Consider the following 24,774-nt stretch of genomic DNA (forward strand, 5'->3'; position numbering starts at 1 on the left):
TCGATTCGCGCTGGAGACGAGGCGCTCTGTCGCAGGCGGCACCGAAGGTGCGGCAGGACAGAGCAAGCAGGTATCGAGGGCGGTATGGCTCGCGTCTATTACATGCGGCAGCCGCGGGCTGGGTCCGCCAGAGCCTTCACTGCCACGCTGATCTTCTTGTTTTCCTTGCCGTCGACCTTGCGCAGATAGATGTCCTGCACGGGGTTGTGGGCCTTGCTCAAGGTGAAGTCGCCGCGCGGGCTGGCAATCGTGGCTTTTTCGATGGCAGTGCGGAAGACATCCTTCTTGCCGATGTCGCCGCCGGCGGCCTTCAGGCCCACGGCCAGCATCTGTGCGGCGTCATAGCCTTGCACGGCATAGACATCGGGCTGCAGCTTGTAGTTCTTGGCGTAATTGGTGCGGAAGGCCTGATCGCGCGCCGTACCCAGTTCGTCGGCATAGTGCAGCGTGGTCAGCATGCCCTGGGCGGCCTCGCCCTGAGCGTCCAGCGTGCCGTCGGTCAGAAAGCCCGGTCCGTAGAGCGGAATGGTTTTGGACAGGCCCGAGGCGTGATAGTCCTTGACGAATTTCACGGCACCTGCGCCCGCGAAGAAGGAGAACACGGCATCGGGCTTGGCCGCTGCGATCTCGGTCAGCAGAGCCTGGAATTCAACGTTGGGAAACGGCAGCGTCAGCTGCTTGCTGACCTTGCCGCCGCTTTTCTCGAAGCCTTCCTTGAAGCCGTTGACGGCCTCTTCACCGGCAGCGTACTTCCAGGTCAGGGTCATGGCATTTTTCTTGCCTTCCTTGGCTGCGACCACGCCCATGGGGTAGGCCGTCTGCCAGTTGGAGAAGGAGCTGCGGAAGATATTGGGAGCGCACATGGGGCCGGTGACTGCATCGGCTCCCGCATTGGGCACGATGAGCACGGTGCCGCTTTCCTTGGCGGCCTTGGCCATGGCCATGGCCACGCCGGAGTGCACGGTGCCGATGATCACATCGACCTTGTCGCGCTTGATGAGGCGGTTGACGTTGTCCGTTGCCTTGGCGGGATCTGACTCATCGTCGACCTTGAAGTATTCGATCTCGCGCCCGCCCAGCTTGCCGCCTTGCTCGGCTACCTGCATACGAAAGCCGTTCTCGATCGCCACGCCCAGGGCTGCATAAGTGCCGCTGAAAGGCAGCATGAAGCCGACCTTGATCTTCTCCTGCGCGATGGCGCTGCTGCCGCTTGCGGCGGCAGCCAGTGCGATTGCGCTCCATATTGCCCATTGCTTGCTCATGCTTGTCTCCTGCTGGTTGATGGACGAATGCCGGCTTACTCTCAGATCAACGGTTATGACTGGCTGTGGTGCTGGGGTTGGCACTGATGCACGAGCGCACTCTAACAACTTTAGGTTTAAAGCAATACCAGCGATTGCCCTAGTTTGTGACTACTGTTTTGATAGCTTCTTGCAACCTTGCGATAAGCAATTAGCGCGGCTTGGATTCCAGCTCACGCAAACGAAAGCGCTGGATCTTTCCTGTCGCGGTCTTTGGCAGCTCATCGACAAATTCAATGAAGCGCGGGTATTTGTAGGCTGCCAGCCGATTCTTCACAAAAGCCTTGAGTTCGGCCTCGCTGGCGCTCTGTCCGGGCTTGCACACCACATAGGATTTGGTCTTGGTCAGGCCCTGTTCGTCGGTCACGCCGATCACGGCCGCCTCAAGTACGGCAGGGTGCTGCTGCAGCGTGGATTCGACCTCGAAGGGCGAGACATAGATGCCGCTGACCTTGAGCATGTCGTCGCTGCGGCCTGCATAGGTGTAGTAGCCGTCAGCATCGCGCACATATTTGTCGCCGCTCTTGAGCCAGGCGCCCTGGAAGGTGTCGCGCGTCTTGTCGCGGTTGGCCCAGTACATCAGGGCCGCGCTCGGGCCCTTGATGTAGAGGTCGCCGATCTCGCCATCGGCCACAGGCTGTCCGTCCTCGCCGCGCAGCTCCACCGCATAGCCGGGCACAGGTTTGCCGGTGCTGCCGTAGCGTATATCGTCCGGGCGGTTGGAGAGGAAGATATGCAGCATTTCGGTGGAGCCGATGCCGTCCACGATATCGGCGCCGAAGTGGGTCTTGAAGCGCTGGGCAATCTCGGCCGGCAGGGCTTCGCCTGCCGACGAGCACATGCGCAGGCTGACCTGTTCGCGTGCCGGCAGGGCGGGGTGAGCCAGCATGCCCGCAAAGCCCGTAGGCGCTCCGAAAAACACTGTGGGCTGCTGCTCGGTCCAGCGCCTGAAAGTGGCTTCCGGCGTGGGGCGCTCGGCCATCAGCACCACGCTGGCTCCCACGCTCAGAGGGAAGGTCAGGGCATTGCCAAGGCCGTAGGCGAAGTAGAGCTTGGCGGCGGAAAAGCAGATATCGTTTTCGTTCAGGCCCAGCACCGGTTTGCCATACAGCTCGGCCGTCCAGTAGGGGTTGGCGTGGGTATGCACCGCCCCCTTGGGTTTGCCGGTGGAGCCCGAGGAATACAGCCAGAAGCCGGGGTCGTCGCCCATGGTTCTGGCGGCATGAGCGAGCGGCGTTTGCTGCTGCAGCCAGGGCTGCAGCGGCTCGAAGGCCGGCGGCAGGCCTTGCGGTGCTTCATCGGGCCTGGCGACCCAGATATGGTTGACCTCATGCTGCGCCTGCTCCAGGGCCTGCTGCACCACGGCAACTAGCGCGCCATTGGTCACGATCGCCTGAGCACGGCAATGCTCGAGCATATAGGCGTAGTCGGCAGCAGTGAGCAAGGTATTCACCGCCACCGGCACCACGCCTGCGTACATGGCTCCCAGAAAGGAGATCACCCACTCGCGCATATCGTGCATGACCAGCAGCACGCGCTCCTCGCGATGGATGCCGGCAGCGAGCAGGCCATGGGCCAGGCGGCGCGCCTGCTCCTGCAACTGCGCATAGCTGAGCGTTCCCTGGTCATCGGTGTAGGCGTTCTTGTCACCCCGCCCCTGGTTGAGATCGAACAGATGCTGGGCGAAGTTGAAGGGCTGACTGAAGTCTGTCATGACTCATGCTCCCGTCGTTTCGGCCAGTGCCTGCAGAAGCTGTGGTGCGGCTTGTATGGCGCTTTTGCGATGATAGAAATCCAGTGCCCGCAGGCCGCCGAGTTCGGAGCCGCCGCCGGCGCGGCCCGGACCGCCATGCAGGGACTGGGGCATGACATTGCCGTGGCCCGTATGCAGCCTGGCGACAGCGGGCGTGACCACGTGCACGCGGCCGTGGCTGGCTGCGAGATCGGTGGCGGCTGCGGCCAGGGCCTGGTCGTCATCGCCGTAAATCGAGCAGACCAGCGAGCCCTGGCCGCGATGCGCCAGTGCTAGGCCATGTGCCAGGTCACGGTAGGGCATGAGCGTGGCCACCGGGCCAAAGACTTCCATGTCATGCACGAGTGCACTGCCATCGGGGTCCTGTGTGCCCAGCAGCACGGGCTGGGCGCAGGCGGCAATCGCCGGGTCGGCATCGATCAGCGCATTACGTCGGTCGTCATGCAGGGCCGTGGTGTGCTCCAGCAACCGGCCCAGGCCCTGCTGCACGCTGTCGTACTGCTCGCGGCTGACCAGAGATCCCATGCGTACGGCGTCGTTGCGCGGGTTGCCCACGGCGATCTTTGCCAGTTGCGCTCCGACGGCCTGGGCCACCTCGTCGTACAGAGCTTGTGGTACCAGCACGCGGCGTATGGCCGTGCATTTCTGGCCGGATTTGACCGTCATTTCGCGCACCACCTCACGCGCCAGCAAGGCGGCAGCTTCGCTGTCCGGGCCATGGCCGGGCAGCAGCAGCGCACAGTTCACGCTGTCGGCCTCGATATTGCTGCGCACCGAGTGGCGGGCTATGGCCGCGTGAGAACGTATGGCCGAAGCCGTCTCCGCAGACCCCGTGAACGAGACCACATCCATGGGCTGCAGCTGATCCAGCAATCCTGCAGCACTGCCGCAGACGATGGACAAAGCGCCCGGCGGCAATATGCCGGCATCGATCACATCCTTGACCATGCGCTGGGTCAGCCAGGCGGTGGCCGTGGCCGGCTTGACGATGACGGGCACGCCCGAGAGCAGGGCAGCAGCCGCCTTTTCCCACAGCCCCCAGGCAGGGAAGTTGAAGGCGTTGATGAACAGCGCCACGCCGCGTGTCGGGACCTGGATATGCCGGGACAGAAAGGCACCGTCTTTGGCCAGCGCCACGGCTTCGCCGTCGCTCAGATGCCTCGCATCGCCGAGCGCCGCGCCCCATCTGGCGTATTGGTTCAGGGTGTAGATGCCGCCGTCCACATCGACGGCGGTGTCGTTTCTGACGGTGCCGCTGTTGGCGGTGGATATCTCGTAATACACGTCGCGGCGGCTTTGCAGCACGGCGGCAATATCGGCCAGCAGGCTGGCGCGCCGGGCGTAGCTGAGGGCTCGCAAGGCCTTGCCTCCGGTGTCGCGTGCGAAGGCAAAGGCGGCGCCCAGATCAAGCCCTGTGGCATCGACACGCACCAGCTCTGCTCCCAGTACCGGGTCGCGTAACAAACTGCCCGGGCCGCTGCCGGTTTGCCAGCGGCCAGCCACATGGTTGGCCAGTAACTCGGTCATGGGGGTCTCCTGAAGTGCTGTTCTGATCAGCATCAAATCTTTGATGAAACATGCAATATTGTGCGTGCAATCAAAAGATAAATACGAGACAATGCAGTGTCAAGCAATATATTGCATGATTCGCGTTAACCCCGACTGTTTATCATTCACGGCCTCTGAGGAGCTTTATGGATCAGTTAGACATGGCATCCGCGTCGGTTGCGGAAGGGGATGAAGCGGGCAAAAGCCCGCTGCTGCAGGCCTTGGGCGAGAGGGTGCGCAATCTGCGTGCGCGCCGCGGTCTCACGCGCCGCGGGCTGGCTTCGGCGGCCGTGGTGTCCGAGCGCCATCTGGCCAATCTCGAATACGGCACGGGCAATGTCTCCATCCTGGTGCTGCAGCAGATCGCACATGCACTTCAGTGCAGCATGGCCGAGCTGCTGGGCGATGTGACGACGGCCAGTGCCGAATGGCTGTTGCTGCGCGAATTGCTGGAAGGCCGCAGCGAGGCCGACTTGAAGCGCGTGCGACTGGCGGCCGGAGAGATTCTGGGAACGGCGCCCATGGGCGATCCGCACCGGGCTTCGCGCATTGCCCTGATAGGCCTGCGCGGCGCGGGCAAGTCCACGTTGGGGCGTATGCTGGCAGAGCAGTTGAATGTGCCGTTTCTCGAGCTGAACCAGGAGATCGAGCGAGTGGCGGGTTGCAGCGTGCGCGAGATCTATGACCTCTATGGAGCGGGCGCCTATCGTCGTTACGAGCGCCGTGCACTCGAAGAGGCCGTGCAGATCTACAGCGATGTGGTGATTGCCACCCCGGGCGGCATCGTGTCAGACCCCGCAACCTTCAATGAGTTGCTCAGCCATTGCACCACAGTCTGGTTGCAGGCCCAGCCCGATGAGCATATGAGCCGTGTCGTGGCCCAGGGCGACACGCGGCCCATGGCGGCCAACCCCGAGGCCATGGATGATTTGCGCCGGATTCTGGACGGCCGATCGGCCTTTTATTCCAAGGCCGATCATGTGCTGGACACCAGCGGAAAGAGCGTGGCGCAAAGCCTCAAGCAGCTGAAAGTGCTGGTCGCAGCCTGACGGTATTCACAGGGGCAGGGCACGCTCCAGCACGGCGGCGATGTCAAGCCCTGCGGGGTCAAATGCCCCTACCACCATGGCTCCGTTCTGTGCGCCCAGGCGGGTGTGGATGAAGCCATCGGCCATGTGCTCGGGCGCATGCCTGTGCAGCAGGCAGGCCTGGGCCAGCAGACACAAGTCCTGCACCAGTCGACGGGCCTGCGGCTCCAGTGCCTCGGGGGAACCGGACAGGCGTTTGGCCAGCGATTGCGCCATCGCCGTCAGAAGGGGCTGGTCGGCAGCCATATCGCCGAGATCCTGCAACAGCAGGCGCGTGGCTTCAGGCTCGCGGCCCATGGCGCGCAGAACGTCGAGACACATCACATTGCCCGAGCCTTCCCAGATGGAGTTGACCGGCGCTTCACGGAACAGGCGCGCGACTATGCTGTCCTGTACATAGCCGTTGCCGCCAAAGACCTCCATGGCTTCGCCCGTGATCTCCACCGAGCGCTTGCAGACCCAGAACTTGGCGGCCGGAGTCATGATGCGCTTCCAGGCGCGGGCCAGCAGATCGCCTTCGGCCTCCGACTCATAGGCCTGAGCCAGATGCATGGCGAGCTGCATGGAGGCTTCGCTTTCGAGTGCCAGGTCCGCGAGCACGGTGGCCATCAGCGGCTGATCCGCGAGATGTCTGCCAAAGGCCGAGCGCTGGCGCGCATAGGCAATCGACTGCACGGTTGCGCTGCGCAAAATGGCCGCACTGCCCAGCACGCAGTTCAGCCGCGTGTAGCTGGCCATCTCGATGATGGTGGGAATGCCTCGGCCTTCCTCGCCCATGAGAATGCCCCAGGCGTCCTGCAGCTCCACTTCCGAGCTGGAGTTGCTGCGGTTGCCTACCTTGTCCTTGAGGCGCTGCACACGCACGGGGTTCTTGCTTCCGTCGGGACGCCAGCGCGGCACGAAAAAACAGGCATGACCGCCGAGCTCACCGCTTGCCGTGGCCATGCGAGCCACCACCAGATGGGCGTCGCACATGGGGGCCGAGAAAAACCATTTGTGGCCGCGCAGCAGATACTCGCCGCCGCGACCACCCTCATGCACGGGGCGAGCCACCGTGGTGTTGGCGCGCACGTCCGAGCCGCCCTGTTTCTCTGTCATGCCCATGCCTATCCAGATGGATTTTTTCTGCTCCAAGGGCAGATCGCGTGCGTCGTACTCGTGGCTGAACAACCGGGCCTGCAACTGGCTCCATAGCTGGGGCTCTTTTTGCAGCACGGGGATGGCCGCCGTGGTCATGGTGGCCGGGCATAACGTGCCCTGCTCCACCTGGCCGTGCAGGTAAAAGCCGGCGGCCCAGGCGCTCCAGCGGCCGCGGCTTGGGCTCTCAAAGGGCAAGGAGATCAGGCCCTGTTTGCGATACAGCTCCATGAGGCGATGCCAGCTGGGGTGGAATTCCACGGCATCGAGCACACGCCCGCGTGAGTCAAAACGCTGCAGCTCGGGCGTATGGCGGTTGGCGAGTTCGGCATGCTCCCAGTTGTGCTTCTCGCCAAGCTGTTGCGCAAAGCGGTTCAGGGCCGGCACAAAGCCCTGCGCCTGCTGGCGCTGCAGCACTTCCTGCAAGGCAGCGTCGGCTTGCAGCAGATTGATGCCGGTCAGCTCATCGAACTGGTTGAAGACGTCATGGGTTTCCAGGGCCTGCATGCGATCACTCCTGTGGCTGTGCGCTCGTCACAGTCCAATATAGAGCGCCGCATGGCCGACGCAAAGCGGGTTTTCAGCTGCCTTGTCGCTGGTATTCAGCGCCTGCGTGCCTGCTCGTACAAGCCCATGACGCGCGGCACATTACCCTCCAGCTGGCGTATGCGATCGGGGCCCGTCGGATGCGTGGAGAGAAAGCCTATGCCGCCTTCGCCCGTGGCCTGGCCCATCTTGCGCCACAGACTCACGGCGGCCTGCGGGTTGTAGCCGGCGCGTGCGGCCAGTTCCAGTCCGACCAGGTCGGCATCGCTTTCGTCATTGCGGCTGAACTTGAGGCTGAGCAATTGCCCGCCCAGGCGTGCAGCGGCATTGCCGATATCGCCCAGACCCAGCAATTGCGCGCCCAGCGATATGCCTATGCTGGTGGCCTGGTTCTTGGCCAGCTGCTCGCGCGAATGCTCGCGCAGGGCATGGGCCATCTCGTGGCCCATGATCATGGCGATCTCGTCGTCCGTGAGCTTGAGCTGGTCGATGATGCCTGTGTAGAAGGCGATCTTGCCGCCGGGCATGCAGAACGCGTTGATCTGTTTGCTGCCTATGAGATTGACCTCCCAGCGCCACTGGCTGGCGCGCGGGTTCCACTGCGCGGCATAGGGAATCAGGCGCTGGGCAATGCCGCGCAGGCGTTGCAGCTGCGGGTTGCCGGCGTCTGCCAGCGCGCCCTGGGCCTTGGCCTTTTGCAGCAGCTCCTGGTACTGCTGGGTCGCAGAGCTTTCCAGCGTCTCGGCCGGTACCAGCTGGCGCATCACCGAGGCCTTGCCGACCTCCACCTGAGCCTGCGCTGGCGCGTGCATCAGCGCAGCACAGACCAGTGCGGGCAGCAGGCAGTTGCGGGTGGCGGGCAGGCGCAGGGATGAGATGAAGGCGTGCATAAGCGCCAAGTCTATGCGAGCTGCAGCCTGCCTCGGGTCAGACGGTTTCTGCAGTCTTGCGCTCTGCCTGTACTACCAGCCACAGACCGCCGATCACGCCGAACAGACCGATCACGGACCACCAGGCGGGGCGCTCGCCAACCACCAGCAGCGACAGCGCAAAAGCGGTGATCGGCTCGGCCTTGCTCAGTGCCACGCCGGTCGCGGCAGACATGCCGCGCAGGCCCACGGAGAACAGCAGATAGGCAAAGCCCGTGGCGAACATGCCCAGATAGATCACCACGGCCCAGCCGCCGGCGCTGATCTGCAGCGGCCCGCCCAGCCAGGCCGAAACGGGCAGTGACAGCAGGGCCGCGCAGGCAAACACCCAGGCATTGACCGTGGCCACACGCGATTGCAGCACCAGTGCTTGGTTGACCAGCGCGTAGGCGGCATAGGACAGACCGGCCAGCAGACACAGGGCCATGCCAGCCCATGGCAGATGCTGTCTGTCGGTGGCGGCCAGCGCCATGACAATGCCTCCGCCAACGCCGGTGCAGGTGCCCAGCCACCATTGAGGGCTGGGCATGCGCTTTTGCACCACGGCCTGCATCAGGCCGGCCCAGATGGGGCCGCTGCCTATGGCCAGCGCCGTACCCAGGGCCACGCCGCTGGCCTTGACGCCGGCAAAGAAGCTGAGGTTGTAGATGGCCATGCAGAGGCCGCAGAACACGATGCGCGCCCAGCGCATGGGTTGGCGCGCATGGCCTCGGTCCAGCAGCAGCGCCAGCGCGCCAAAGAACAGCGCGGCCATGACCATGCGCAGGCCGCCCACCCAGTAGGGCGAGAGCTGTGCAGGCGCGAAATGCTGTGCCGTGCCCGTGGTGCCCCAGAGCATGGCGGCGGCCAGCACCAGGCCGACAGGGCCCAAGGCGCTGCGGGGCGAGGGAGAAGAGATAGCGGAAGTGACAGACATGGGTGAGCCATCATGCGCGGGCCAGGGCCGCTCATCTGTCGAGAAACGCTTGAAGTGCGAGGGGCGGCTCAGCGGCGCTCGCGCAGCTGGCGCGATGTCAGGCCGCGCTCGCGCCGCAGTGCATAGGCCAGGGCGCTGGCCGATGCGTAGCCGCAGCGCAGCGCGGTCGTTTCGAGTGCCGCCCCCTTTCTGAGCTGCAGCACGGCAGCGTCCAGACGCAGGCCGCGAAGCCAGTCCTGCGGCGTGCGATCCGTCAGTTCCACAAAACGGGCGTGGAACTGGGCCACGCTCAGATGCACCAGGTCCGCCAGCCGGGCCGTGGGCCAGCTTTCATGCAAAGCCGCCTGCACTTGGCGCTGCAGCCACAGCAGATCCATGCCGCGACGCTGCAGCAAGGTGGGAGCCTGCAGCACCAGCGCCATCTGCGCGGCGGCTGACAGGCTTGATTGCGGAAAGCGCAACGCCGGGGGCACGGCAAAGCGGCGCAGCTTTTCCAGCCCCTGGGTCATGGGCGCGTCGATCACCAGCACCTGGGTTTGCGGTGCTGCCAGATAGCCGTGGCCGGTACCTGCGGGTATGACCATGCCGCAGGCGCTGTCCACAAAGCTGGGTCTGCCACCCACCTCCAGCTCCATGCGGCCCTGCAGCGCAAACAGAATCTGGGCATGGTCATGGGCATGGGCCTGATGCTCGCCGCTGTAGCTGCGCACCGAGGTCTGTGCCTGGTCAAGCACAGGGCGCGGAGATGCGGTGTCACGGCTCATGGGGCAATCCTGCTTACAGAAAGAGACGACGGTCGCGGTAATGGTAGCGCCCGGCGACTGGCGTGGGCAACCGATAATGCCCTCTGCCTCAGAGAACCAGACCATGACCGAGTCGTCCCAAACAAGTCGCAACCCCTCCTCCGCAGATGTCGTCATCAAGCCCAAGCGCAGCTGGAGCCAGGCCTTCAAGGTCTATGCCCAGCCCACCAGCCTGCGCATGCTGGCTTTGGGTTTTTCGGCAGGCCTGCCGCTGTTGCTGGTGCTGGGTACCTTGAGCTTCTGGCTGCGCGAGGCCGATATCGATCGCACGACGATCGGCTTCCTGAGCTGGGTGGGTCTGGCTTATGCCTTCAAATGGGTGTGGTCTCCGCTGGTGGACCGTTTGCCCTTGCCGGCACTGACGCGGATGCTGGGGCGTCGCCGCAGTTGGCTGTTGTTTTCGCAGCTGCTGATCGTGGTGGGCCTGCTCGGCATGTCCTTCATGGACCCCAAGCAATCCCTGCAGCCGCTGGTGCTGTGCGCGGTGCTGGTGGCTTTCGGCTCGGCTACGCAGGATATCGCGCTGGATGCCTATCGCATCGAGTCCGCCAAGGTCGACGATCAGGCGGCACTGGCCGCCACCTACCAGACCGGCTATCGCCTGGCCATGATCTGGGCTGGCGCCGGCGTGCTGTGGGTAGCGGCCCAGGTTCAAGGTGATGTGCAGGGCTATATGGTGCAGGCCTGGCATGTGGCCTACACGGCCATGGCGGCGAGCATGCTGGTGGGCATGATCACAGTGCTGCTCTCGCCCGAGCCTGAAGCTCGTCCCATGGCACCGGCACGTAATGCGGCCGAGTGGATCAAGGGTGCGCTGATCGCTCCGTTTGCCGACTTCATAGGCCGCTACCGCTGGCAGGCGTTGCTGCTGCTGGCGCTGATCGGCCTGTATCGCGTGAGCGACGTGGTCATGGGCATCATGGCCAATCCCTTCTATGTGGACATGGGCTATACCAAGGAAGAGGTGGCTGCCGTGACCAAGGTGTTCGGCGTCATCATGACGCTGCTGGGGGGCTTTGTGGGCGGCACCATGGCAGTGCGCTGGGGCGTGATGCGCGTGCTGATGCTGGGCGCCGTGCTGTCGGCCTGCACCAATATTCTGTTTGCCTGGCTGGCTACGCGCGGCCACGATGTCTCGGCGCTGGTCTGGGTGGTCAGCGCCGACAATCTCGCCGGGGGAATCGCCTCGGCGGCCTTCATCGCCTATCTCTCGGGCCTGACCAATGTACAGTACTCGGCCACGCAATATGCGCTGTTCAGTTCGATGATGCTGCTGGCCCCCAAATGGCTGGCGGGCTTCTCGGGGGCGTTTGTCGATGCTTATGGTTACGAGGCGTTTTTCCACACCACGGCGCTGATGGGCTTCCCCGTGCTGCTGCTGATTTTCCTGGCATCCAGAGTAAAAATTGGCTCTGACGCTTGATGGGTAAGCACTGACAGCTATTGTTTTTGAGCGACTCGGCGTTTACCCAACTTTACGCACCAGACAAGAGCAGGTCACCTGCGTGCTGCAGCATGACGTCTTGAAGAAATACCGAGGCGCGAGCATGACTACACTGCCCCCTATGAGCACGCACCAACTTCTGATGATTGAGGACGACGTTCGCCTGGCGCAAATGGTGAGCGATTACCTGGGCAATAACGGCCTGGAAGTGACCCATATGGCTGACGGCAAAAGCGGCCTCGAACAGCTGCAGCCCAGCGATGGTGGCTCGGTCGAGCTGCCCGACCTGGTGATCCTTGACCTGATGCTGCCCGACATGGACGGTCTCGAAGTCTGCCGTCGCATACGTTCCATGCCTGGTACTCCGGCACAGGTCCCCGTGCTGATGCTGACCGCCAAGGGCGATCCCATGGACCGCATCATCGGTCTGGAACTGGGCGCCGACGACTATCTGCCCAAGCCTTTCGAGCCGCGCGAGCTGCTGGCCCGCATTCGCGCCATCCTGCGCCGTAAAGGCAGCGAGAGCCAGGCGACCCCCGCCAATGCCGTCATGCGCTTCGGCAGCCTGGAAATCGATCGCGATGCCCGCACCGTGTCGGTGGGCGAGCAGCAGGCCGACCTCACCTCCTACCAGTTCGACCTGCTCGTGGCACTGGCCGAGCGCGCCGGCCGCGTGCTGACGCGCGACCAGATCATGGAAGCCGTGCGCGGCCGCGAACTGGAGGCCTTCGACCGCTCCATCGACGTGCATATGGGTCGCATCCGCGCCGCTATTGAAGCCGACCCCAAGGCTCCCAAGCGCATTCTCACGGTGCGCGGTGTGGGCTACGTTTTTGCCAAGCAACAAGACTGATGAAGCTGCTGCACGCTTTCTCCCAGCGCCTGTATTTGCGCATCTGGCTGGCAGTGGTAGTCGGCGTGGCCGTGCTCACGCTGTGCGTGGCCTGGGCCTGGAATATTGCCGAAGAGCAGCGCGCTCAGAACAGCACCACGCCTCCCTCGCGCGAGATGGTGCTCAAAGGCCCCGAGGGCGAGGTGCTGGTGGAGGGGCGCGGCAACCGCATCTCCGGCTCGCCCGTGGATGGCGTGCGTTTTGAAATTGCCGCCAGGGACGGGCAGGTCTATGAACTTTGGATGGCGCCACGCGAGTGGCGTGAAGGACGCCCTCCGCCGCGTGATGGTGCGGTCGCCTTCTGGCTGCGGCCGCCGTTCGGCTTTCTGTGGATGCTGGGCCTGGTCGGCGTGGCAGTGGTTGTGGGCGTGTTCCCCATCATTCGCCGTCTGCTCAAGCGTCTGGAAAACCTGCAGCGCGGCGTCAAGCGCTTTGGCGAGGGTGATCTGTCGGTGCGTGTCCCCGAGCATGGGCATGACGAGGTGGCGGATCTGGCGCACCAGTTCAATGCTGCTGCGGCGCGCATAGAGACCTTGATGACCTCTCACAAATCTCTGTTGGCCAACGCCTCGCATGAACTGCGCTCGCCGTTGACGCGCATTCGCATGGGCCTGGAGTTCATGGGGGACGACCCGGCCAGCGCACGCGCCAAGGCCGAGATCCAGCGCAATATTGGCGAGCTTGACCAACTGGTCGACGAGATCTTGCTGGCCAGCCGCCTGGACTCCAGCGAGGTCGATGTGGGCACGGTGGAGTCGGTCGATCTGATCGGTCTGGCGGCCGAGGAATGCGCGCGCATCGATGCCGATCTGGAGATGCAGACCGATGGTCCGCTGGAGGTGCAGGGGATCGCGAAACTGCTGCGTCGTGCCGTGCGCAATCTGCTGGAGAATGCGCGCCGCTACAGCGAGGGCGAGATCACTCTGTCCCTGTCCAAACAGGATGGCATGGCGTTGATCCGTGTCGAGGATCACGGCCCCGGGGTTCCCAAGGCGCAGCGCGAGCGTATCTTCGAGAAGTTCTATCGCCTGCCCGGGGCCAGCGAGCGCTCCGGCGGCGTGGGCCTGGGCCTGTCGCTGGTGCGTTCGATCGCCGAGCGCCATGGCGGCACCGTGCACTGCGAGGCGCGCCAGGACGGCCGCAGCGGTGCGAGCTTTGTGATCTGCCTGCCGCTGTCCTGAGCCGCTGCCCGGAAAAAAGCCCCGCAGGTTTCTGCCTGCGGGGCTTTTTGTTTCAGCGCGGCTGCTGGGCGGGACGGCCTATGGAGACATAGCCCAGGCCATGGCTGGCAGGCAGGGCAGGCTCGTAGAGGTTGCGGCCGTCAAAAATCATTCTGTCGTTCAGTGTTGCGGCCAGCAGGTCGAAGTCCGGCGCACGGAAGATCTGCCATTCGGTCACGATGGCCAGACTGTCTGCATCCTGCACGGCAGCCAGGGGGCTATCCACCAGCTCCAGGTCGGCACGCTCGCCGTAGATGCGACGGGCTTCCTTCATGGCAACGGGATCGTAGGCCTTCACCTTGGCACCGGCGGCCCAGAGAGACTCCAGAAGATTGCGGCTGGGCGCTTCGCGCATATCGTCGGTATTGGGCTTGAAAGCCAGGCCCCAGACGGCGATGGTCTTGCCCTCAAGCTGGCCGCTGTAGAAGGCGCTGATGCGCTCGAACAGCACATTGCGCTGGGCATGGTTGCGGTCTTCCACGGCGTTGAGCAGCAGAGGCTCGAAATCAACTTCCCTGGCGGTGTGGATCAGCGCCTTCACGTCCTTGGGAAAGCAACTGCCGCCATAGCCCACGCCCGGGTAGATGAAGTGATAGCCGATGCGCGGATCGCTGCCAATGCCGCGGCGCACGGCCTCCACGTTGGCTCCCAGCTTTTCCGCCAGGTTGGCAATCTCGTTCATGAAGCTGATCTTGGTCGCCAGCATGGCATTGGCCGCATATTTGGTCAGCTCGGCGCTTCGGACATCCATCATCACGATCTTGTCGCGATTGCGGTTGAAGGGCGCGTAGAGCTCGCGCAGCTTGGCTTCGGAAGCCGGGTTGCCGGTGCCGATGATGATGCGGTCCGGGCGCTGGCAATCGCCCACTGCCGCGCCTTCCTTGAGAAACTCGGGGTTGGACACCACATCGAAAGGGTGCTGCAGATTGCGCTGAGCAAGGCCTTCGGCAATCACGGCCGAGACCTTGTCCGCCGTGCCCACGGGCACGGTCGATTTGTTGATGACGATGCGCGGTCCGTCCATGTGCTGGGCGATGGTGCGGGCCACGGCCAGCACATATTGCAGGTCGGCGCTGCCGTCTTCGTCGGGCGGCGTGCCCACGGCCAGAAAGATCAGCTCGCTGTGCGCCACGCCTTCGGCGGCATTGGTGGTGAACTGCAAACGGCCCAGTTGCTGGTTGTTGATGACGAGTGCATCGAGGCCTGGTTCATGGATGGGAATCTGTCCGGCCTTGAGTGCCGCGACTTTCTTCTCATCCACATCCACGCAAAGCACCTGGTGGCCGACATCGGCCAGCACGGCACCTTGCACAAGACCGACATAGCCGGTACCAAAGACAGTAACTTTCATACGCGATAAAAAGAGCGATACCAATCCACAAAATGCTGCACGCCGGTGGCCACGGGCATGGCCGGCGAGAAGCCGACCCAGGCTTGCAGGGCACGCGTGTCGGCCGAGGTGCTGTGCATGTCGCCGGGCTGTATGGGCAGCATTTGCTTGCGGGCGGTAATTTTCAGGGCGCCCTCCAGTGCTGCGATGTAGTCCATCAGCACGGTGGGCGAGTTGTTGCCGATATTGAAGATGCGATAGGGCGCGGTGCTGGTGCCGGGATTGGGGTTCCGGCTGTCATAGCCGGCGTCGGGCGTGGCGGGCTTGTCCAGCACGCGCATGATGCCTTCGACGATATCGTCGATATAGGTGAAGTCGCGCACCAGCTTGCCTTCGCCATAGACATCGATGCTCTCGCCCGCCAGCATGGCCTTGGTGAACTTGAACAAGGCCATGTCGGGGCGGCCCCAGGGGCCGTACACCGTGAAGAAGCGCAGGCCTGTGGTGGGAATGCCGTAGAGGTGCGCATAGCTATGGGCCATCAGCTCATTGGCCTTCTTGGTGGCTGCGTAGTAGCTGATGGGGTGGTCCACCGCATCGCTTTCGGCAAACGGCATCCTGGTGTTGCCGCCATAGACGCTGGAGCTGCTGGCATAGACCAGATGCTCGACCTGGTGCTTGCGGCAGCCTTGCAAGATATTGCCAAAGCCCAGCAGATTCGAATCGGTGTAGTCGTCGGGCTGATCGATGGAGTAGCGCACACCGGCTTGTGCGGCCAGGTGCAGAACTTTGCTGGGGGCTGCCTCGGCAAACAGGTCGGCCATGCCTTGCCGGTCCGCCAGATCGAGTTCCACAAAGCGGAAGTGGGCGTGTGGGCGCAACTCGGCGAGGCGGGCATGCTTGAGCGCCACGTCGTAGTAGTTGTTGAGGTTGTCGATACCAAGCACGGGCACGCCTTGCTCAAGCAGTCGCTTGGCGCAATGCATGCCGATAAAGCCGGCACAGCCGGTGATCAGGACGGGATTCATGGGGCAATCCAGAGATATTGGTATTGCGCAGGTGTTGCGCTGGCAGGCATTTTCTCGAAAGGCATGCTCAGTGTCTGCAGCGCGGTTTTTGCCTGGGTGGTGAAGATGCCGTCCCACCAGCCCGCGACGGGCTTGTCGGCGCGTGTGATCAGCAGCAGGCCGCCTGTGGTATCGGCGCCGGCCTGAGATAGACATTGCCTCAGCAGTGCGCCATCAGAGCAGCCCAGGGCGTATGTTTGCGGGAACTGCGAATGCAGCATGGCCGCCAGCATATGGTCCGAGCCGACGATGACTCCCTTGCCGCTGTAGCCGGCCTGGCGCAGTTCCTGGGCCAGCGTCTTGACCGGGTGGTTGAGTTCGTCGGGATCGTTCTTGCGGCCGCCCTGCCAGGGGCGCAGCGTGGCCATGATCAGAAAGATCAGGGCAAAGACGATGACGAAGACGGTGAACAGGCGGCCCACGCCTTGTTCCAGCAGTGCCGGGCGCCAGACATAGAGGGCCAAGGGGGCAACAGCCGTCAGAGGCAGCATCCAGCGCTGCTTGAAGTCCGTGACATCGGCAGCCAGCACCATGGCCAGCAGGCAGACGGCAATGATGAGCAGGTAGTTGCGCAGCAAAGGCCTGGCCCAGACCTGGGCCGGCAAAGACGCATTGATGCCTGGTCTCCAGAGTCTGGAGCGGTAGCTGATCAGAGCGGCAATCAGCCACAGGCCCAAGGTCGAAAGCAGGGCCTTGAGCAGATTGCCCAGACCTTTCAGATGCGAGGCCTCGGTGGAGATGGACATCTTCTGTACGGTCTCGGTGGTTGCCATGCCCCAGTGCGAAGCCAGCCAGAAGCCATGGGGCGCAAACACCAGCAAGCCCACCAGCGGAGCCAGCCACCAGCCCCTGGCGAAGATGGCCGAGCGGACCTGTGCCACCGTCATGGAGGCCAGGAACAAGGCGCCAATGAGCATGGCATAGCTGTATTTGGACAGCATGCCCAGACCGCAGAAGAGGCCGATCAAAACAAAATTGACGGCCTGCGGCTTTTGAACCTGGCGCAGTACGGCCCACCACAAGCCCATGGTCATGGCCGTCACCATCACCGTATGCGTCTGGTCGCGCAGCGAGTCCCAGCCGAAGGGCGGCATCAGCAGCAGACCTGCGGCAACCCACCAGGCACCTTTCTGACCCAGCAACTGCCGGCCAGCCAGCCATGCCAGGCAATAGGCCAGGGCAATCAGCAGATGTTTGAGCAGGGCCAGTGCCAGCACCGAAGGGCCGAGAAGCTGACAGACCGCCCATTGCATCCAGGTATACAGAGGCGGCTGCGGGCCATAACCCAGCTGCAATTGCTGGGCCCAGAGAATCTGTTCGGACTCATCCCATTTCATGCCTGCTGAAATGCTGATACGGGAAACGATATGGGCAAAAACTAAAAGAGCCAGCCATATCCATGGCTTGGCATAAAGGGTCTGTTGCCAGTCTGGGCGAATAGAAGTCGAGGAGTTTGATGCCATAGGATTTGGCGGGTGCACATGTTTTGATAGTGCGCACTTACGATTGCGCTTGGCTTTGCAGGCCAAACAATGGGCCTGGCGCAAATGGCACCTAGGGTATTCAGTTAGTATAGGTGACTGTTATCCAAAATCATTGAGCATGACGTCCGTGCACGATTCCAATCCCGAAGTTTCCATCGTTGTTCCTGTTTATAACGAGTTCGATAATCTGCCCGACCTGGTGGCCCGCATTGACGAGGCCATGCGCACCCAGCCGCTGAGCTACGAACTGATTGCGGTGGACGATGGCTCGACGGATGGCAGTGCCAGGCGTCTGCGCGAGCTGGCCGAGCAGCACCCCTGGGTACGTGCCGTCTGTCTGGTGCGCAACTACGGCCAGTCCAGCGCCCTGCAGGCCGGCTTTGACCGGGTGCGCGGTCGGTATGTGGTCACGCTGGATGCCGACCTGCAAAACGAACCCGGCGATATTCCGCTGTTGCTGGAGCGTCTGGAAAACGATCCCGATGTGGACATGATCTCGGGCTGGCGCAAGAACCGCCAGGACAAGGCGCTGTCGCGCCGCCTGCCCTCGGTGCTGGCCAACCGCCTGATTTCCAAATTCACCAATGTGCAGCTGCACGACTATGGCTGTGCATTGAAGGCCTATCGCCGCGAGATCATCGACCGCATTCGCCTCTATGGCGAGATGCACCGCTTCATTCCTTCACTGGCGCGGGATGCCGGCGCGCGTATCACGGAGATTCCGGTGCGTCACCATGCACGCACGCGCGGTGTTTCCAAATACGGCATAGATCGCACCTTCCGGGTGATTCTGGATCTGATCTTCATTGTCTTTTTCATGCGCTTTCGCCAGCGTCCCCTGCATGCCTTCGGCGGCATGGGGCTGTGGATGGCAACGCCTGGCGTGCTGATCCTGCTGTGGCTGCTGGCACAGAAGATCATGGGTGAATCGATTGGCGGCCGGCCCCTCTTGATGGCAGGGGTCATGCTGGTGTTGATGGGCATGCAGTTCATCGCGGCGGGCCTGATCGGCGAGCTGCTGACGCGCATCTATTACGAGTCGGGCAGCGGCCTGCAGTACTACGCCAAGGATTACGGCGCTATCGAACACAAGCCTGCAGACAAGGCCGCGAAAACCGAGACCGCGGTTCTGTGAGCAAGGCGCGAAAGGCGTTTGTCCGGGCCCTGATGGGCATCGCTTTGCTGGCAGCCGTTGTCTATCTCGCCAACCCTGTGCAACTGTGGGGCCGGCTGCAACAGGCCAGCCCCTGGTGGTTGCTGGGGGGCTTGGGGATTTCCATTGCCTCGAACGCAGTGTCGGCATGGCGCTGGCGCGCCATGGCGCGGTGGCTCGGGGCCGAGATGTCGCTGGCCTCAGGCATGCGCTGGTATTTTCAGGCGATTGGCCTGAATGTGTTGCTGCCTGGCGCTGTTGTGGGCGGTGATGTCTATCGTGCGATTGCGCTGCAGAAGACCGGGCAGACCAAGGCGGCAAGCAATCTGTCGGTGATTCTGGATCGCGTCAGCGGTCTGTGGATGCTGTGCGCGATCGGCGGCCTGGGGGCAGTGGCCTGCGCTTCCACGCTGGCCCCCTGGGTGCACTTGAATACCGCTCTCTTCATCACGCTGCTGCTTGCCGTCACCGTGATCTGGCTGCTGCTGCCCTGGGCCTTGCTGCAGGGTCTGCGCAGCCACTGGTTCAAGTTGCCTGGTGCATGGCTGGAGCCTGTGCGTACGGCGGCCAACCGCCCTGACTTTCTTTCGCAGCTCTGGCTGCAGGCGGCATCCTCGGCACTCGTGCAACTGTTGTCTGCTGCTGCGCTGGCCTGCGGCGCGATCGCTCTGGGCCTGCATTTGCCGCTGGTCGTCTGGGCCTTTGTCATCGCCCCCGTGTTCCTGATGGCAGCATTGCCGGTGAGTGTGGGCGGCTGGGGCACCCGTGAAGCCGCTGCAGTGGCAGCCCTGGCTCCCTTCGGAGTACCTGCGGTACTAGCGGTTGGGGTTGGGCTCTTGTATGGTGTCTTTGCCCTGGGCCAGGGGGCTCTGGGAGCTCTGGCCCTGGGTTTGCCGGGCAGGTCTCAGGACTGAGTTTTGGTGACTGCAGACTGGGTTTCCATTCTGCAAATACCGCCCCAGAGCACGGCGAGGCTGAAAATATAGAACATGTTTCCGCTGTTGTGCGCGAAGAACACCTGGGTCCAGCCAAAGCCGAAGTAGGCCAGCGGCAGCAGCGTGGCGGCTGCGCGCAGAGCCAGCAGCTTGGAGCGCTGCGCCGTATCGGCGTGGGCCAGACGGCGCTGCGTGGGCCAGAAAATGGCTGCAGGCACGGCATAGAACGCCAGCAGCAGGATCAGACCCGGCAGCCCGCGCTTGACCCACATGTCCAGGATTTCATTGTGCGCATGCCCATATTCCATGACCGAAGGGTGGGCCAGGCCTTGATCGACCATTTGCTTCTTGGCCGCAGGGTAGCCGGCCAGTCCCCAGCCGCTGAAGGGACGCTGCTCGATCAGATGAATCGCAAGCCGCCATTGCTCCAGGCGCTGGCCGACCGAGGTCACCGCATATTTCTGGGGGTCCTGCAGATACTGTGAGACTTCACGCGCGGCTTCGGCGCTGCGCTGCTCGAGCTTTGGGTAGGCCGGCACTGCCACGATCAGCCCGAGCAGCAGCATGGCTCCCGCCGTCATGCTGGCCAGACGCTTGTAGCCATTGAGCCATGCCATCAGCCAGATGGCCGCAATCAGCAGCGGGATCACGACCCAGGAGCCGCGGGAGTCGGAAAGAAAGGACGCATAAATACCGCATGCAGCCATTAGCCCCAGGGCTGCTGTTTGAGACTTGCTCCAGCGGCCCAGCAAAGCCAGGGACAAGGTGGCAAAACCCATATACATGGCGATGCCACCATACTGGATGGCATTGGTAAAGCCCGAAACACGCGGCATCTTGAGCACGCCGGCCTGATAGGCGGCAATCGCCAGAGCACCCACACTACCCAGAGCCAGGCCCCAGACAATGGCCGTGAGCCGGAGACCGGTTTTGCTCAGATACCAGAGGCAGAGAGCGGCCAGCGCGTATTTCGCACCATAACCCCAGCCTGCCGCCGAGAACCAGTGGTCGAAGGACAGGCTCCAGAGCAGGCCCAGCACCAGCAGCAGGCCCACCAGCACGAAAGTCTCGCGCCTGGCAAGGCCTTGGGGGCGGGCCGCGATACAAGCGGCGAGAGTCAAAAGTGCCAGGGCCGTGGATCCGTAAGAGTAGCCAGAGGGGACGCAAAGACTCAGCGCAAAGAATGCAAAGCAGGCGGCATCGAGGGCATGAGCAAGAGCAGCGGTCCGCTTGCCGGTTCGAGGTGTGGCTTGTGTAGGCACATTCATAGTTGTCAATCAGGTTCTCCTGCGTGGCGGTTGGCTTCAACCTACACTGCAGGTCTTGTATTCGGTGCAGAAGTGTATGTCGTCATTACCCATTGTCTTTATCAATTTGTCCAAGGACGCGGAGCGTCGCGAGCGCATGACGGCCCAGTTCGCGCAAATGGGGCTGACGGCGTCGCGCTTGCCTGCCGTGTGGTGGGCGGATCTGTCCGAGGCCGAGCAAAAGGCCTTCTTTTGCGCGCCGCAAAGCCATGGTCGCTATTTCAAGCCCCTGAGCAACGGCGAGAAGGGCTGCTACGCCAGTCATCTGAGGTCATGGCAGCAGCTGCTGGGCAGCGATGCGCCGGCCATGGTGGTCTTCGAAGATGATGTGCGGCTGCTGCCGCAGCTGCCGCAGGCGCTGGCTGCGATAGAGACACTCCCCGCAGATGGCAGCTGGGACATGATCAAGCTCTACGGGCGCGAGCCGGAAAAGATCGCCAACCAAGGCCCGCTGGTCGCGGGTGCCCTGCAGCTGATCTCCTATCAGCGGGTGCCCAGCTTTGCCGCCGGCTATGTCATCAGCCGCAGCGGCGCGCGCAAGATGCTGGAAACGCGCATGCCGTTCGACAGGCCGGTGGATGTGGATATCCGCTTCTGGTTTGAAAACGATTTGCGCGTTTACGGGGTCTATCCCTCGGTCATCGCCCTGGACGACACCAGCGAGGTCAGCAGCATCTGGGCTCAGCAGGCGGCGCCTGCGAGTCGCCTGGAGAAATTGCGCAAGTTCAAGATGAAGCTGGCATTGAACTGGGGCAATCTGCGAGCCTCAAAACCCCAGGTCGCGGCGGTTCTCAGGCCTTGAGCAGGCCCTGATACTGGCTCCACATCTGCTCGCGCCCGTAGTGGGCGAGTGCATGCGCCCGCGCGGCCGAGCCCAGACGCTGGGCCAGGGCCGTATCCTGCAGCAGTCTTTGCAATGCATCGGCCATGGCGCCGGGATCGGATTGCGGCACACGCAGGCCGTTCACCTCGGGGCTCACGACTTCTCGGGCGCCTATGACATCGGAGACCACGCAGGCACAGCCTGCGGCCATGCCCTCCACCAGGGCCAGGGGCATGCCTTCCCAATGCGTGGCCAGAACAAAGATCTGCGTTCTCGACAGCCGCTGGGGCAGATCCGAGACATTGCCGAGGAAGCGCACCTGCTGCTCCAGTCCCAGCTCGGCCACCAGTCGCTCGGCCTTGGTCCTGAGCGAGCTCTTGCCCGCGCCGGCCAGATAGAGTGTGGGCCTCAGGCCGCGTTGCCTGAGAGTGGCCATGGCCCTGATCAGCGTGTCGTGATCCTTCTGGCGGGCAAAGCGCGAGGCCATGTAAATCGCGGGTTCGCGCTCCAGCCATAGCGGGGGCATGGCCTCCTGGGGAAAGCGCGTCAGGTCGATGCCGTTGCAGATGGCAATGCATTTTTCGGCCGGGAAACCGCGCTCCACCAGGCTGGTCCTGACGCCTTCGGAGACGCCGATATGGGCCTGGGTGAAGGGCTCCAGCGCCAGGGCCTGGCGCAGACGACGCGGCGTGTAGCGCTCGCGCGAGTTGTGCTCCACATGAAAGATATGCGCCACACCCTCGGCTGCAGCAGCGCGCCTGCCCCAGATATGGTCGCTGAAACCATGGGCGAACACCGCATCGGGCCTGAAGCCGCGAATGATCTTGCGCAGCTCCCAGACAGTCAGTGCATGCAGCCAGTTGGAGACCACGATGACCTGCAGGCCTTGCTGGCGCAGGGCCTCGATCTTGCGCTCGTCCGTGCTGGGCTTGCGGCGCAGCACCAGCAGAACCTCATGGCCGGGCGTGCGCAGCGCGGCCAGGCTCAGGTCCACGGCGACCTGGGTGGCACCGGAGAAGCCTCCGGTAACAAAGTGAAGAATGCGCATGGCTCGCTATCGTGGCTCGCAAATGAAAAAAGCATCTGGTCGTCCGCTGGAGCGACCAGATGCCTTGGGGATCGAAGGAATCAATGTCCGCCGGCAAACACCTCACCGGCCTTGAGGCGGTAGGTCGTGCCGCAATAAGGGCATTTGGCGTCGCCAGTCTTGGCCACGTCCAGATAGACCTTGGGGTGGCTGTTCCACAGCTTCATGTCGGCCTTGGGGCTGGGGCAGAACACGCCACCTTGTGCGTTGAGGTCTTTGGCGGCCAGTTCGACGACGGCATTCGTGGTCATTTCTCGTGTCTTTCGTGTTTTCAATAATGAAGCATGGCCGGAAATACTGGCGCAATTGAGGTCAGAAGCACCAAGCAAGGGCCGTCCCGCAGCGACGGTGCTGTCCCCCGAGGGGGAAGCGGCAAAGCCGCCCAGGGGGATGATTTATACCAAGGTCAGCCAGTGTGCGTACTTGGGATTGCGGCCGTTGACGATGTCAAAGTAGGCCGCCTGGATTTTCTCGGTGATCGGGCCGCGGCGGCCTTCGCCGATCTGCACGCGGTCCACTTCGCGGATGGGCGTGACTTCTGCGGCGGTGCCGGTGAAGAACAGCTCGTCCGAAATGTAAAGCTCATCGCGAGTGATGCGCTTTTGCACCACTTCCAGGCCCAGGTCCTTGCAGATGTGCAGCACGGTGTTGCGCGTGATGCCGTTGAGTGCGCCGGCGGACAGGTCGGGGGTGTAGATCACGCCATCCTTGATCACAAAGATGTTCTCGCCCGATCCTTCGGAGACAAAGCCCGATGCATCCAGCAGGATGGCCTCGTCGTAGCCGTCGTCCAGAGCCTCGGTATTGGCCAGGATGGAGTTGGTGTAGTTGCTCACCGCCTTCGCCTGGCTCATGGTGATGTTCACATGGTGGCGGGTGTAGCTGGAGATCTTGGTGCGGATGCCGCGCTGCATGCCTTCCTCGCCCAGATAGGCGCCCCAGGCCCAGGCCGCCACCATCAGGTGGATGGTATTGCCCTTGGGCGAGACACCCAGCTTGCGGTCGCCGATCCAGGTCAGCGGGCGCAGATAGCAGGATTTGAGGCCGTTGGCCTTGACCACCTCGACCTGGGCCTGGTTGATCTGCTCCTGGCTGAATGGGATCTGCATGCGCAGGATCTTGGCGCTGTTGAACAGGCGCTTGGTGTGCTCTTCGAGGCGGAAGATGGCCGTGCCCTGTGCGGTTTCATAGGCGCGCACGCCTTCAAAGGCGCCGCAGCCATAGTGCAGCGTATGGGTCAGCACGTGGATCTTGGCATCGCGCCACTCCACCAACTGGCCATCCATCCAGATCTTGCCGTCGCGGTCGGACATCGAGGGAACAACAGGGCTCATAAAACCATCCTCTATGGGTTGTGTGTTCGGCGGGCGCTGCTGCCGGGTCGGCGGCAGCGCTTGTCTCCTGAAGCTGCCATTTTAGGGGGAGGTCGACTCCGATGTCCGGTCTGTTGCTTGCGCATCAACTGCCGCCGAGTCTTCCTTTTGCTCGGGACGCTGCAGCTCCCACTTCATGAGACGGCCGGCGACAAACTCGCAGGTCACATGGGACTGTGTGCCGTCGGTCCAGCGGTAGATCTCGGGGCTCTGGCCCTCTTCGGACAGACGCTGGCCCAGAGAACGGGTCATGGCCACCACATGGACCAGAGGGGCCTTGGGCTTGAGCTTGGCATTGAGCATCACGGCGCTGCCCACATAGCCGATAGGCCGGTCCGATGCCTTCTTCATGATGGACATCAGGCGCGTGAAGTGCAGCAGCACCCACATGATGATGCCGCCTGCCACGGCCGCCACGCCGGGCCAGCCCGCAGAGTTGTAGGCCGCGATCACCAGCACGATCAAGCCCAGGGGAACCAAAATATTGCGCAAATTCATGGGCTTATTGTCTTACGAGGGTATGGGTTTGAGTGTGCGGACAGTGCGTATGCCCGCACAGGCCGCTGTGACCAAGGGGTTTTCAAAAACAGGAGCTGCATGCGTATTTGGAGCAACGATTTCAGATCACTTATTGCCTG

Annotated in this window: 22 protein-coding genes; 7 read left to right on the forward strand and 15 right to left on the reverse strand. The window is 63.0% G+C overall.

Features of this window, described 5'->3' with window-relative positions; all coding sequences use genetic code 11:
- Nucleotides 1-98: 98 nt before the first annotated feature.
- The 3 genes from JAO85_RS10080 to JAO85_RS10090 all read right to left on the reverse strand — a co-directional run bounded on the left by JAO85_RS10080 (nucleotide 99) and on the right by JAO85_RS10090 (nucleotide 4,581).
- Nucleotides 99-1,262, reverse strand: a complete 1,164-nt coding sequence (locus JAO85_RS10080) for an ABC transporter substrate-binding protein (RefSeq protein ID WP_003069648.1) — start codon at nucleotides 1,260-1,262, stop codon at nucleotides 99-101.
- A gap of 190 nt (nucleotides 1,263-1,452) precedes the next feature.
- Nucleotides 1,453-3,015, reverse strand: coding sequence for a benzoate-CoA ligase family protein (locus JAO85_RS10085; protein WP_202788006.1), 1,563 nt, complete (start codon nucleotides 3,013-3,015; stop codon nucleotides 1,453-1,455).
- 3 nt (nucleotides 3,016-3,018) lie between these two features.
- Nucleotides 3,019-4,581, reverse strand: coding sequence for a 3,4-dehydroadipyl-CoA semialdehyde dehydrogenase (locus tag JAO85_RS10090; protein ID WP_087864504.1), 1,563 nt, complete (start codon nucleotides 4,579-4,581; stop codon nucleotides 3,019-3,021).
- Between the two features lie 167 nt (nucleotides 4,582-4,748).
- Between JAO85_RS10090 and JAO85_RS10095 the strand changes: the two genes are divergently transcribed.
- Nucleotides 4,749-5,651 carry a helix-turn-helix transcriptional regulator gene (locus JAO85_RS10095; protein WP_012836603.1) on the forward strand — a complete coding sequence of 301 codons (903 nt, stop codon included), beginning with the start codon at nucleotides 4,749-4,751 and terminating at the stop codon, nucleotides 5,649-5,651.
- Nucleotides 5,652-5,657: 6 nt separating this feature from the next.
- Here JAO85_RS10095 and JAO85_RS10100 read toward each other — a convergent pair whose 3' ends face one another.
- From JAO85_RS10100 to JAO85_RS10115, 4 genes are all read right to left on the reverse strand, one after another.
- The gene (locus JAO85_RS10100) at nucleotides 5,658-7,334 is read right to left on the reverse strand and encodes an acyl-CoA dehydrogenase family protein (RefSeq protein WP_087864500.1); all 1,677 of its coding nucleotides are present in this window, start codon (nucleotides 7,332-7,334) and stop codon (nucleotides 5,658-5,660) included.
- A 95-nt stretch (nucleotides 7,335-7,429) separates the two neighbouring features.
- Entirely contained in the window at nucleotides 7,430-8,263 is an 834-nt protein-coding gene (locus JAO85_RS10105) for a M48 family metallopeptidase (RefSeq protein ID WP_087864501.1), read from the reverse strand.
- A 37-nt stretch (nucleotides 8,264-8,300) separates the two neighbouring features.
- Nucleotides 8,301-9,173: a DMT family transporter gene (locus JAO85_RS10110; protein ID WP_003069635.1), complete on the reverse strand. Its 873-nt coding sequence runs from the start codon at nucleotides 9,171-9,173 to the stop codon at nucleotides 8,301-8,303.
- A gap of 113 nt (nucleotides 9,174-9,286) precedes the next feature.
- Nucleotides 9,287-9,982 (reverse strand): AraC family transcriptional regulator, encoded by a 696-nt coding sequence (locus tag JAO85_RS10115; protein WP_087864502.1) that lies wholly within the window; start codon nucleotides 9,980-9,982, stop codon nucleotides 9,287-9,289.
- A 103-nt stretch (nucleotides 9,983-10,085) separates the two neighbouring features.
- Between JAO85_RS10115 and JAO85_RS10120 the strand changes: the two genes are divergently transcribed.
- The 3 genes from JAO85_RS10120 to JAO85_RS10130 all read left to right on the forward strand — a co-directional run bounded on the left by JAO85_RS10120 (nucleotide 10,086) and on the right by JAO85_RS10130 (nucleotide 13,538).
- Nucleotides 10,086-11,444, forward strand: a complete 1,359-nt coding sequence (locus JAO85_RS10120) for an MFS transporter (RefSeq protein WP_229227817.1) — start codon at nucleotides 10,086-10,088, stop codon at nucleotides 11,442-11,444.
- Between the two features lie 124 nt (nucleotides 11,445-11,568).
- The gene (locus tag JAO85_RS10125) at nucleotides 11,569-12,318 is read left to right on the forward strand and encodes a response regulator (protein ID WP_034363143.1); all 750 of its coding nucleotides are present in this window, start codon (nucleotides 11,569-11,571) and stop codon (nucleotides 12,316-12,318) included.
- Nucleotides 12,318-13,538, forward strand: coding sequence for an ATP-binding protein (locus JAO85_RS10130; protein WP_012836609.1), 1,221 nt, complete (start codon nucleotides 12,318-12,320; stop codon nucleotides 13,536-13,538). Before JAO85_RS10125 ends, JAO85_RS10130 begins: the two co-directional genes overlap by 1 nt.
- 52 nt (nucleotides 13,539-13,590) lie before the next feature.
- On the opposite strand, the gene JAO85_RS10135 is transcribed toward JAO85_RS10130, so the two are convergent.
- From JAO85_RS10135 to JAO85_RS10145, 3 genes are read right to left on the reverse strand one after another with little or no spacing between them, the layout of a single operon-like run.
- Nucleotides 13,591-14,928: a UDP-glucose/GDP-mannose dehydrogenase family protein gene (locus JAO85_RS10135; protein ID WP_034406737.1), complete on the reverse strand. Its 1,338-nt coding sequence runs from the start codon at nucleotides 14,926-14,928 to the stop codon at nucleotides 13,591-13,593.
- Nucleotides 14,925-15,935, reverse strand: a complete 1,011-nt coding sequence (locus JAO85_RS10140; protein ID WP_003069624.1) for an NAD-dependent epimerase — start codon at nucleotides 15,933-15,935, stop codon at nucleotides 14,925-14,927. Before JAO85_RS10140 ends, JAO85_RS10135 begins: the two co-directional genes overlap by 4 nt.
- Complete coding sequence (locus JAO85_RS10145; protein WP_052263520.1) at nucleotides 15,932-17,311, reverse strand: glycosyltransferase family 39 protein; 1,380 nt, start codon at nucleotides 17,309-17,311, stop codon at nucleotides 15,932-15,934. The genes JAO85_RS10140 and JAO85_RS10145 overlap by 4 nt, the downstream gene beginning before the upstream one ends.
- Nucleotides 17,312-17,576: 265 nt before the next feature.
- On the opposite strand from JAO85_RS10145, the gene JAO85_RS10150 reads away from it, so the two are divergent.
- Together JAO85_RS10150 and JAO85_RS10155 are read left to right on the forward strand one after the other, a co-directional pair.
- Nucleotides 17,577-18,593: a glycosyltransferase family 2 protein gene (locus JAO85_RS10150; RefSeq protein WP_202788007.1), complete on the forward strand. Its 1,017-nt coding sequence runs from the start codon at nucleotides 17,577-17,579 to the stop codon at nucleotides 18,591-18,593.
- Nucleotides 18,594-18,625: 32 nt separating this feature from the next.
- Entirely contained in the window at nucleotides 18,626-19,525 is a 900-nt protein-coding gene (locus JAO85_RS10155; protein ID WP_171832560.1) for a lysylphosphatidylglycerol synthase transmembrane domain-containing protein, read from the forward strand.
- On the opposite strand, the gene JAO85_RS10160 is transcribed toward JAO85_RS10155, so the two are convergent.
- Nucleotides 19,516-20,667 carry an O-antigen ligase gene (locus JAO85_RS10160; RefSeq protein ID WP_237734790.1) on the reverse strand — a complete coding sequence of 384 codons (1,152 nt, stop codon included), beginning with the start codon at nucleotides 20,665-20,667 and terminating at the stop codon, nucleotides 19,516-19,518. The genes JAO85_RS10155 and JAO85_RS10160 overlap by 10 nt on opposite strands.
- A 223-nt stretch (nucleotides 20,668-20,890) precedes the next feature.
- On the opposite strand from JAO85_RS10160, the gene JAO85_RS10165 reads away from it, so the two are divergent.
- Nucleotides 20,891-21,655, forward strand: a complete 765-nt coding sequence (locus JAO85_RS10165; RefSeq protein WP_039049357.1) for a glycosyltransferase family 25 protein — start codon at nucleotides 20,891-20,893, stop codon at nucleotides 21,653-21,655.
- Here JAO85_RS10165 and JAO85_RS10170 read toward each other — a convergent pair.
- The 4 genes from JAO85_RS10170 to JAO85_RS10185 all read right to left on the reverse strand — a co-directional run bounded on the left by JAO85_RS10170 (nucleotide 21,645) and on the right by JAO85_RS10185 (nucleotide 24,634).
- The gene (locus JAO85_RS10170; protein ID WP_039049358.1) at nucleotides 21,645-22,724 is read right to left on the reverse strand and encodes a glycosyltransferase; all 1,080 of its coding nucleotides are present in this window, start codon (nucleotides 22,722-22,724) and stop codon (nucleotides 21,645-21,647) included. The genes JAO85_RS10165 and JAO85_RS10170 overlap by 11 nt on opposite strands.
- Nucleotides 22,725-22,804: 80 nt before the next feature.
- On the reverse strand, nucleotides 22,805-23,014 hold the full coding sequence (locus JAO85_RS10175) for a zinc-finger domain-containing protein (RefSeq protein ID WP_003059801.1): 210 nt from the start codon (nucleotides 23,012-23,014) through the stop codon (nucleotides 22,805-22,807).
- A 144-nt stretch (nucleotides 23,015-23,158) separates the two neighbouring features.
- Nucleotides 23,159-24,097, reverse strand: a complete 939-nt coding sequence (locus JAO85_RS10180; protein ID WP_012836618.1) for a branched-chain amino acid transaminase — start codon at nucleotides 24,095-24,097, stop codon at nucleotides 23,159-23,161.
- Between the two features lie 81 nt (nucleotides 24,098-24,178).
- Complete coding sequence (locus JAO85_RS10185) at nucleotides 24,179-24,634, reverse strand: glycerate kinase (RefSeq protein ID WP_202788008.1); 456 nt, start codon at nucleotides 24,632-24,634, stop codon at nucleotides 24,179-24,181.
- Nucleotides 24,635-24,774 lie beyond the last annotated feature (140 nt).

This window comes from Comamonas sp. NyZ500, assembly GCF_016772095.1.
GTDB classification, from domain to species: Bacteria; Pseudomonadota; Gammaproteobacteria; order Burkholderiales; family Burkholderiaceae_C; genus Comamonas; species Comamonas thiooxydans.

What these genes read in the sequence shown, in the direction of transcription:
- JAO85_RS10100 (WP_087864500.1), bottom strand. Translation starts at nt 7,334, where the DNA reads ATGCAGGCCCTGGAAACCCATGACGTCTTCAACCAGTTCGATGAGCTG.
- JAO85_RS10180 (WP_012836618.1), bottom strand. Translation starts at nt 24,097, where the DNA reads ATGAGCCCTGTTGTTCCCTCGATGTCCGACCGCGACGGCAAGATCTGG.
- JAO85_RS10185 (WP_202788008.1), bottom strand. Translation starts at nt 24,634, where the DNA reads ATGAATTTGCGCAATATTTTGGTTCCCCTGGGCTTGATCGTGCTGGTG.
- JAO85_RS10080 (WP_003069648.1), bottom strand. Translation starts at nt 1,262, where the DNA reads ATGAGCAAGCAATGGGCAATATGGAGCGCAATCGCACTGGCTGCCGCC.
- JAO85_RS10155 (WP_171832560.1), top strand. Translation starts at nt 18,626, where the DNA reads ATGGGCATCGCTTTGCTGGCAGCCGTTGTCTATCTCGCCAACCCTGTG.
- JAO85_RS10130 (WP_012836609.1), top strand. Translation starts at nt 12,318, where the DNA reads ATGAAGCTGCTGCACGCTTTCTCCCAGCGCCTGTATTTGCGCATCTGG.
- JAO85_RS10105 (WP_087864501.1), bottom strand. Translation starts at nt 8,263, where the DNA reads ATGCACGCCTTCATCTCATCCCTGCGCCTGCCCGCCACCCGCAACTGC.
- JAO85_RS10140 (WP_003069624.1), bottom strand. Translation starts at nt 15,935, where the DNA reads ATGAATCCCGTCCTGATCACCGGCTGTGCCGGCTTTATCGGCATGCAT.
- JAO85_RS10095 (WP_012836603.1), top strand. Translation starts at nt 4,749, where the DNA reads ATGGATCAGTTAGACATGGCATCCGCGTCGGTTGCGGAAGGGGATGAA.
- JAO85_RS10135 (WP_034406737.1), bottom strand. Translation starts at nt 14,928, where the DNA reads ATGAAAGTTACTGTCTTTGGTACCGGCTATGTCGGTCTTGTGCAAGGT.
- JAO85_RS10085 (WP_202788006.1), bottom strand. Translation starts at nt 3,015, where the DNA reads ATGACAGACTTCAGTCAGCCCTTCAACTTCGCCCAGCATCTGTTCGAT.
- JAO85_RS10125 (WP_034363143.1), top strand. Translation starts at nt 11,569, where the DNA reads ATGACTACACTGCCCCCTATGAGCACGCACCAACTTCTGATGATTGAG.
- JAO85_RS10145 (WP_052263520.1), bottom strand. Translation starts at nt 17,311, where the DNA reads ATGAAATGGGATGAGTCCGAACAGATTCTCTGGGCCCAGCAATTGCAG.
- JAO85_RS10090 (WP_087864504.1), bottom strand. Translation starts at nt 4,581, where the DNA reads ATGACCGAGTTACTGGCCAACCATGTGGCTGGCCGCTGGCAAACCGGC.
- JAO85_RS10120 (WP_229227817.1), top strand. Translation starts at nt 10,086, where the DNA reads ATGACCGAGTCGTCCCAAACAAGTCGCAACCCCTCCTCCGCAGATGTC.
- JAO85_RS10170 (WP_039049358.1), bottom strand. Translation starts at nt 22,724, where the DNA reads ATGCGCATTCTTCACTTTGTTACCGGAGGCTTCTCCGGTGCCACCCAG.
- JAO85_RS10115 (WP_087864502.1), bottom strand. Translation starts at nt 9,982, where the DNA reads ATGAGCCGTGACACCGCATCTCCGCGCCCTGTGCTTGACCAGGCACAG.
- JAO85_RS10165 (WP_039049357.1), top strand. Translation starts at nt 20,891, where the DNA reads ATGTCGTCATTACCCATTGTCTTTATCAATTTGTCCAAGGACGCGGAG.
- JAO85_RS10150 (WP_202788007.1), top strand. Translation starts at nt 17,577, where the DNA reads ATGACGTCCGTGCACGATTCCAATCCCGAAGTTTCCATCGTTGTTCCT.
- JAO85_RS10175 (WP_003059801.1), bottom strand. Translation starts at nt 23,014, where the DNA reads ATGACCACGAATGCCGTCGTCGAACTGGCCGCCAAAGACCTCAACGCA.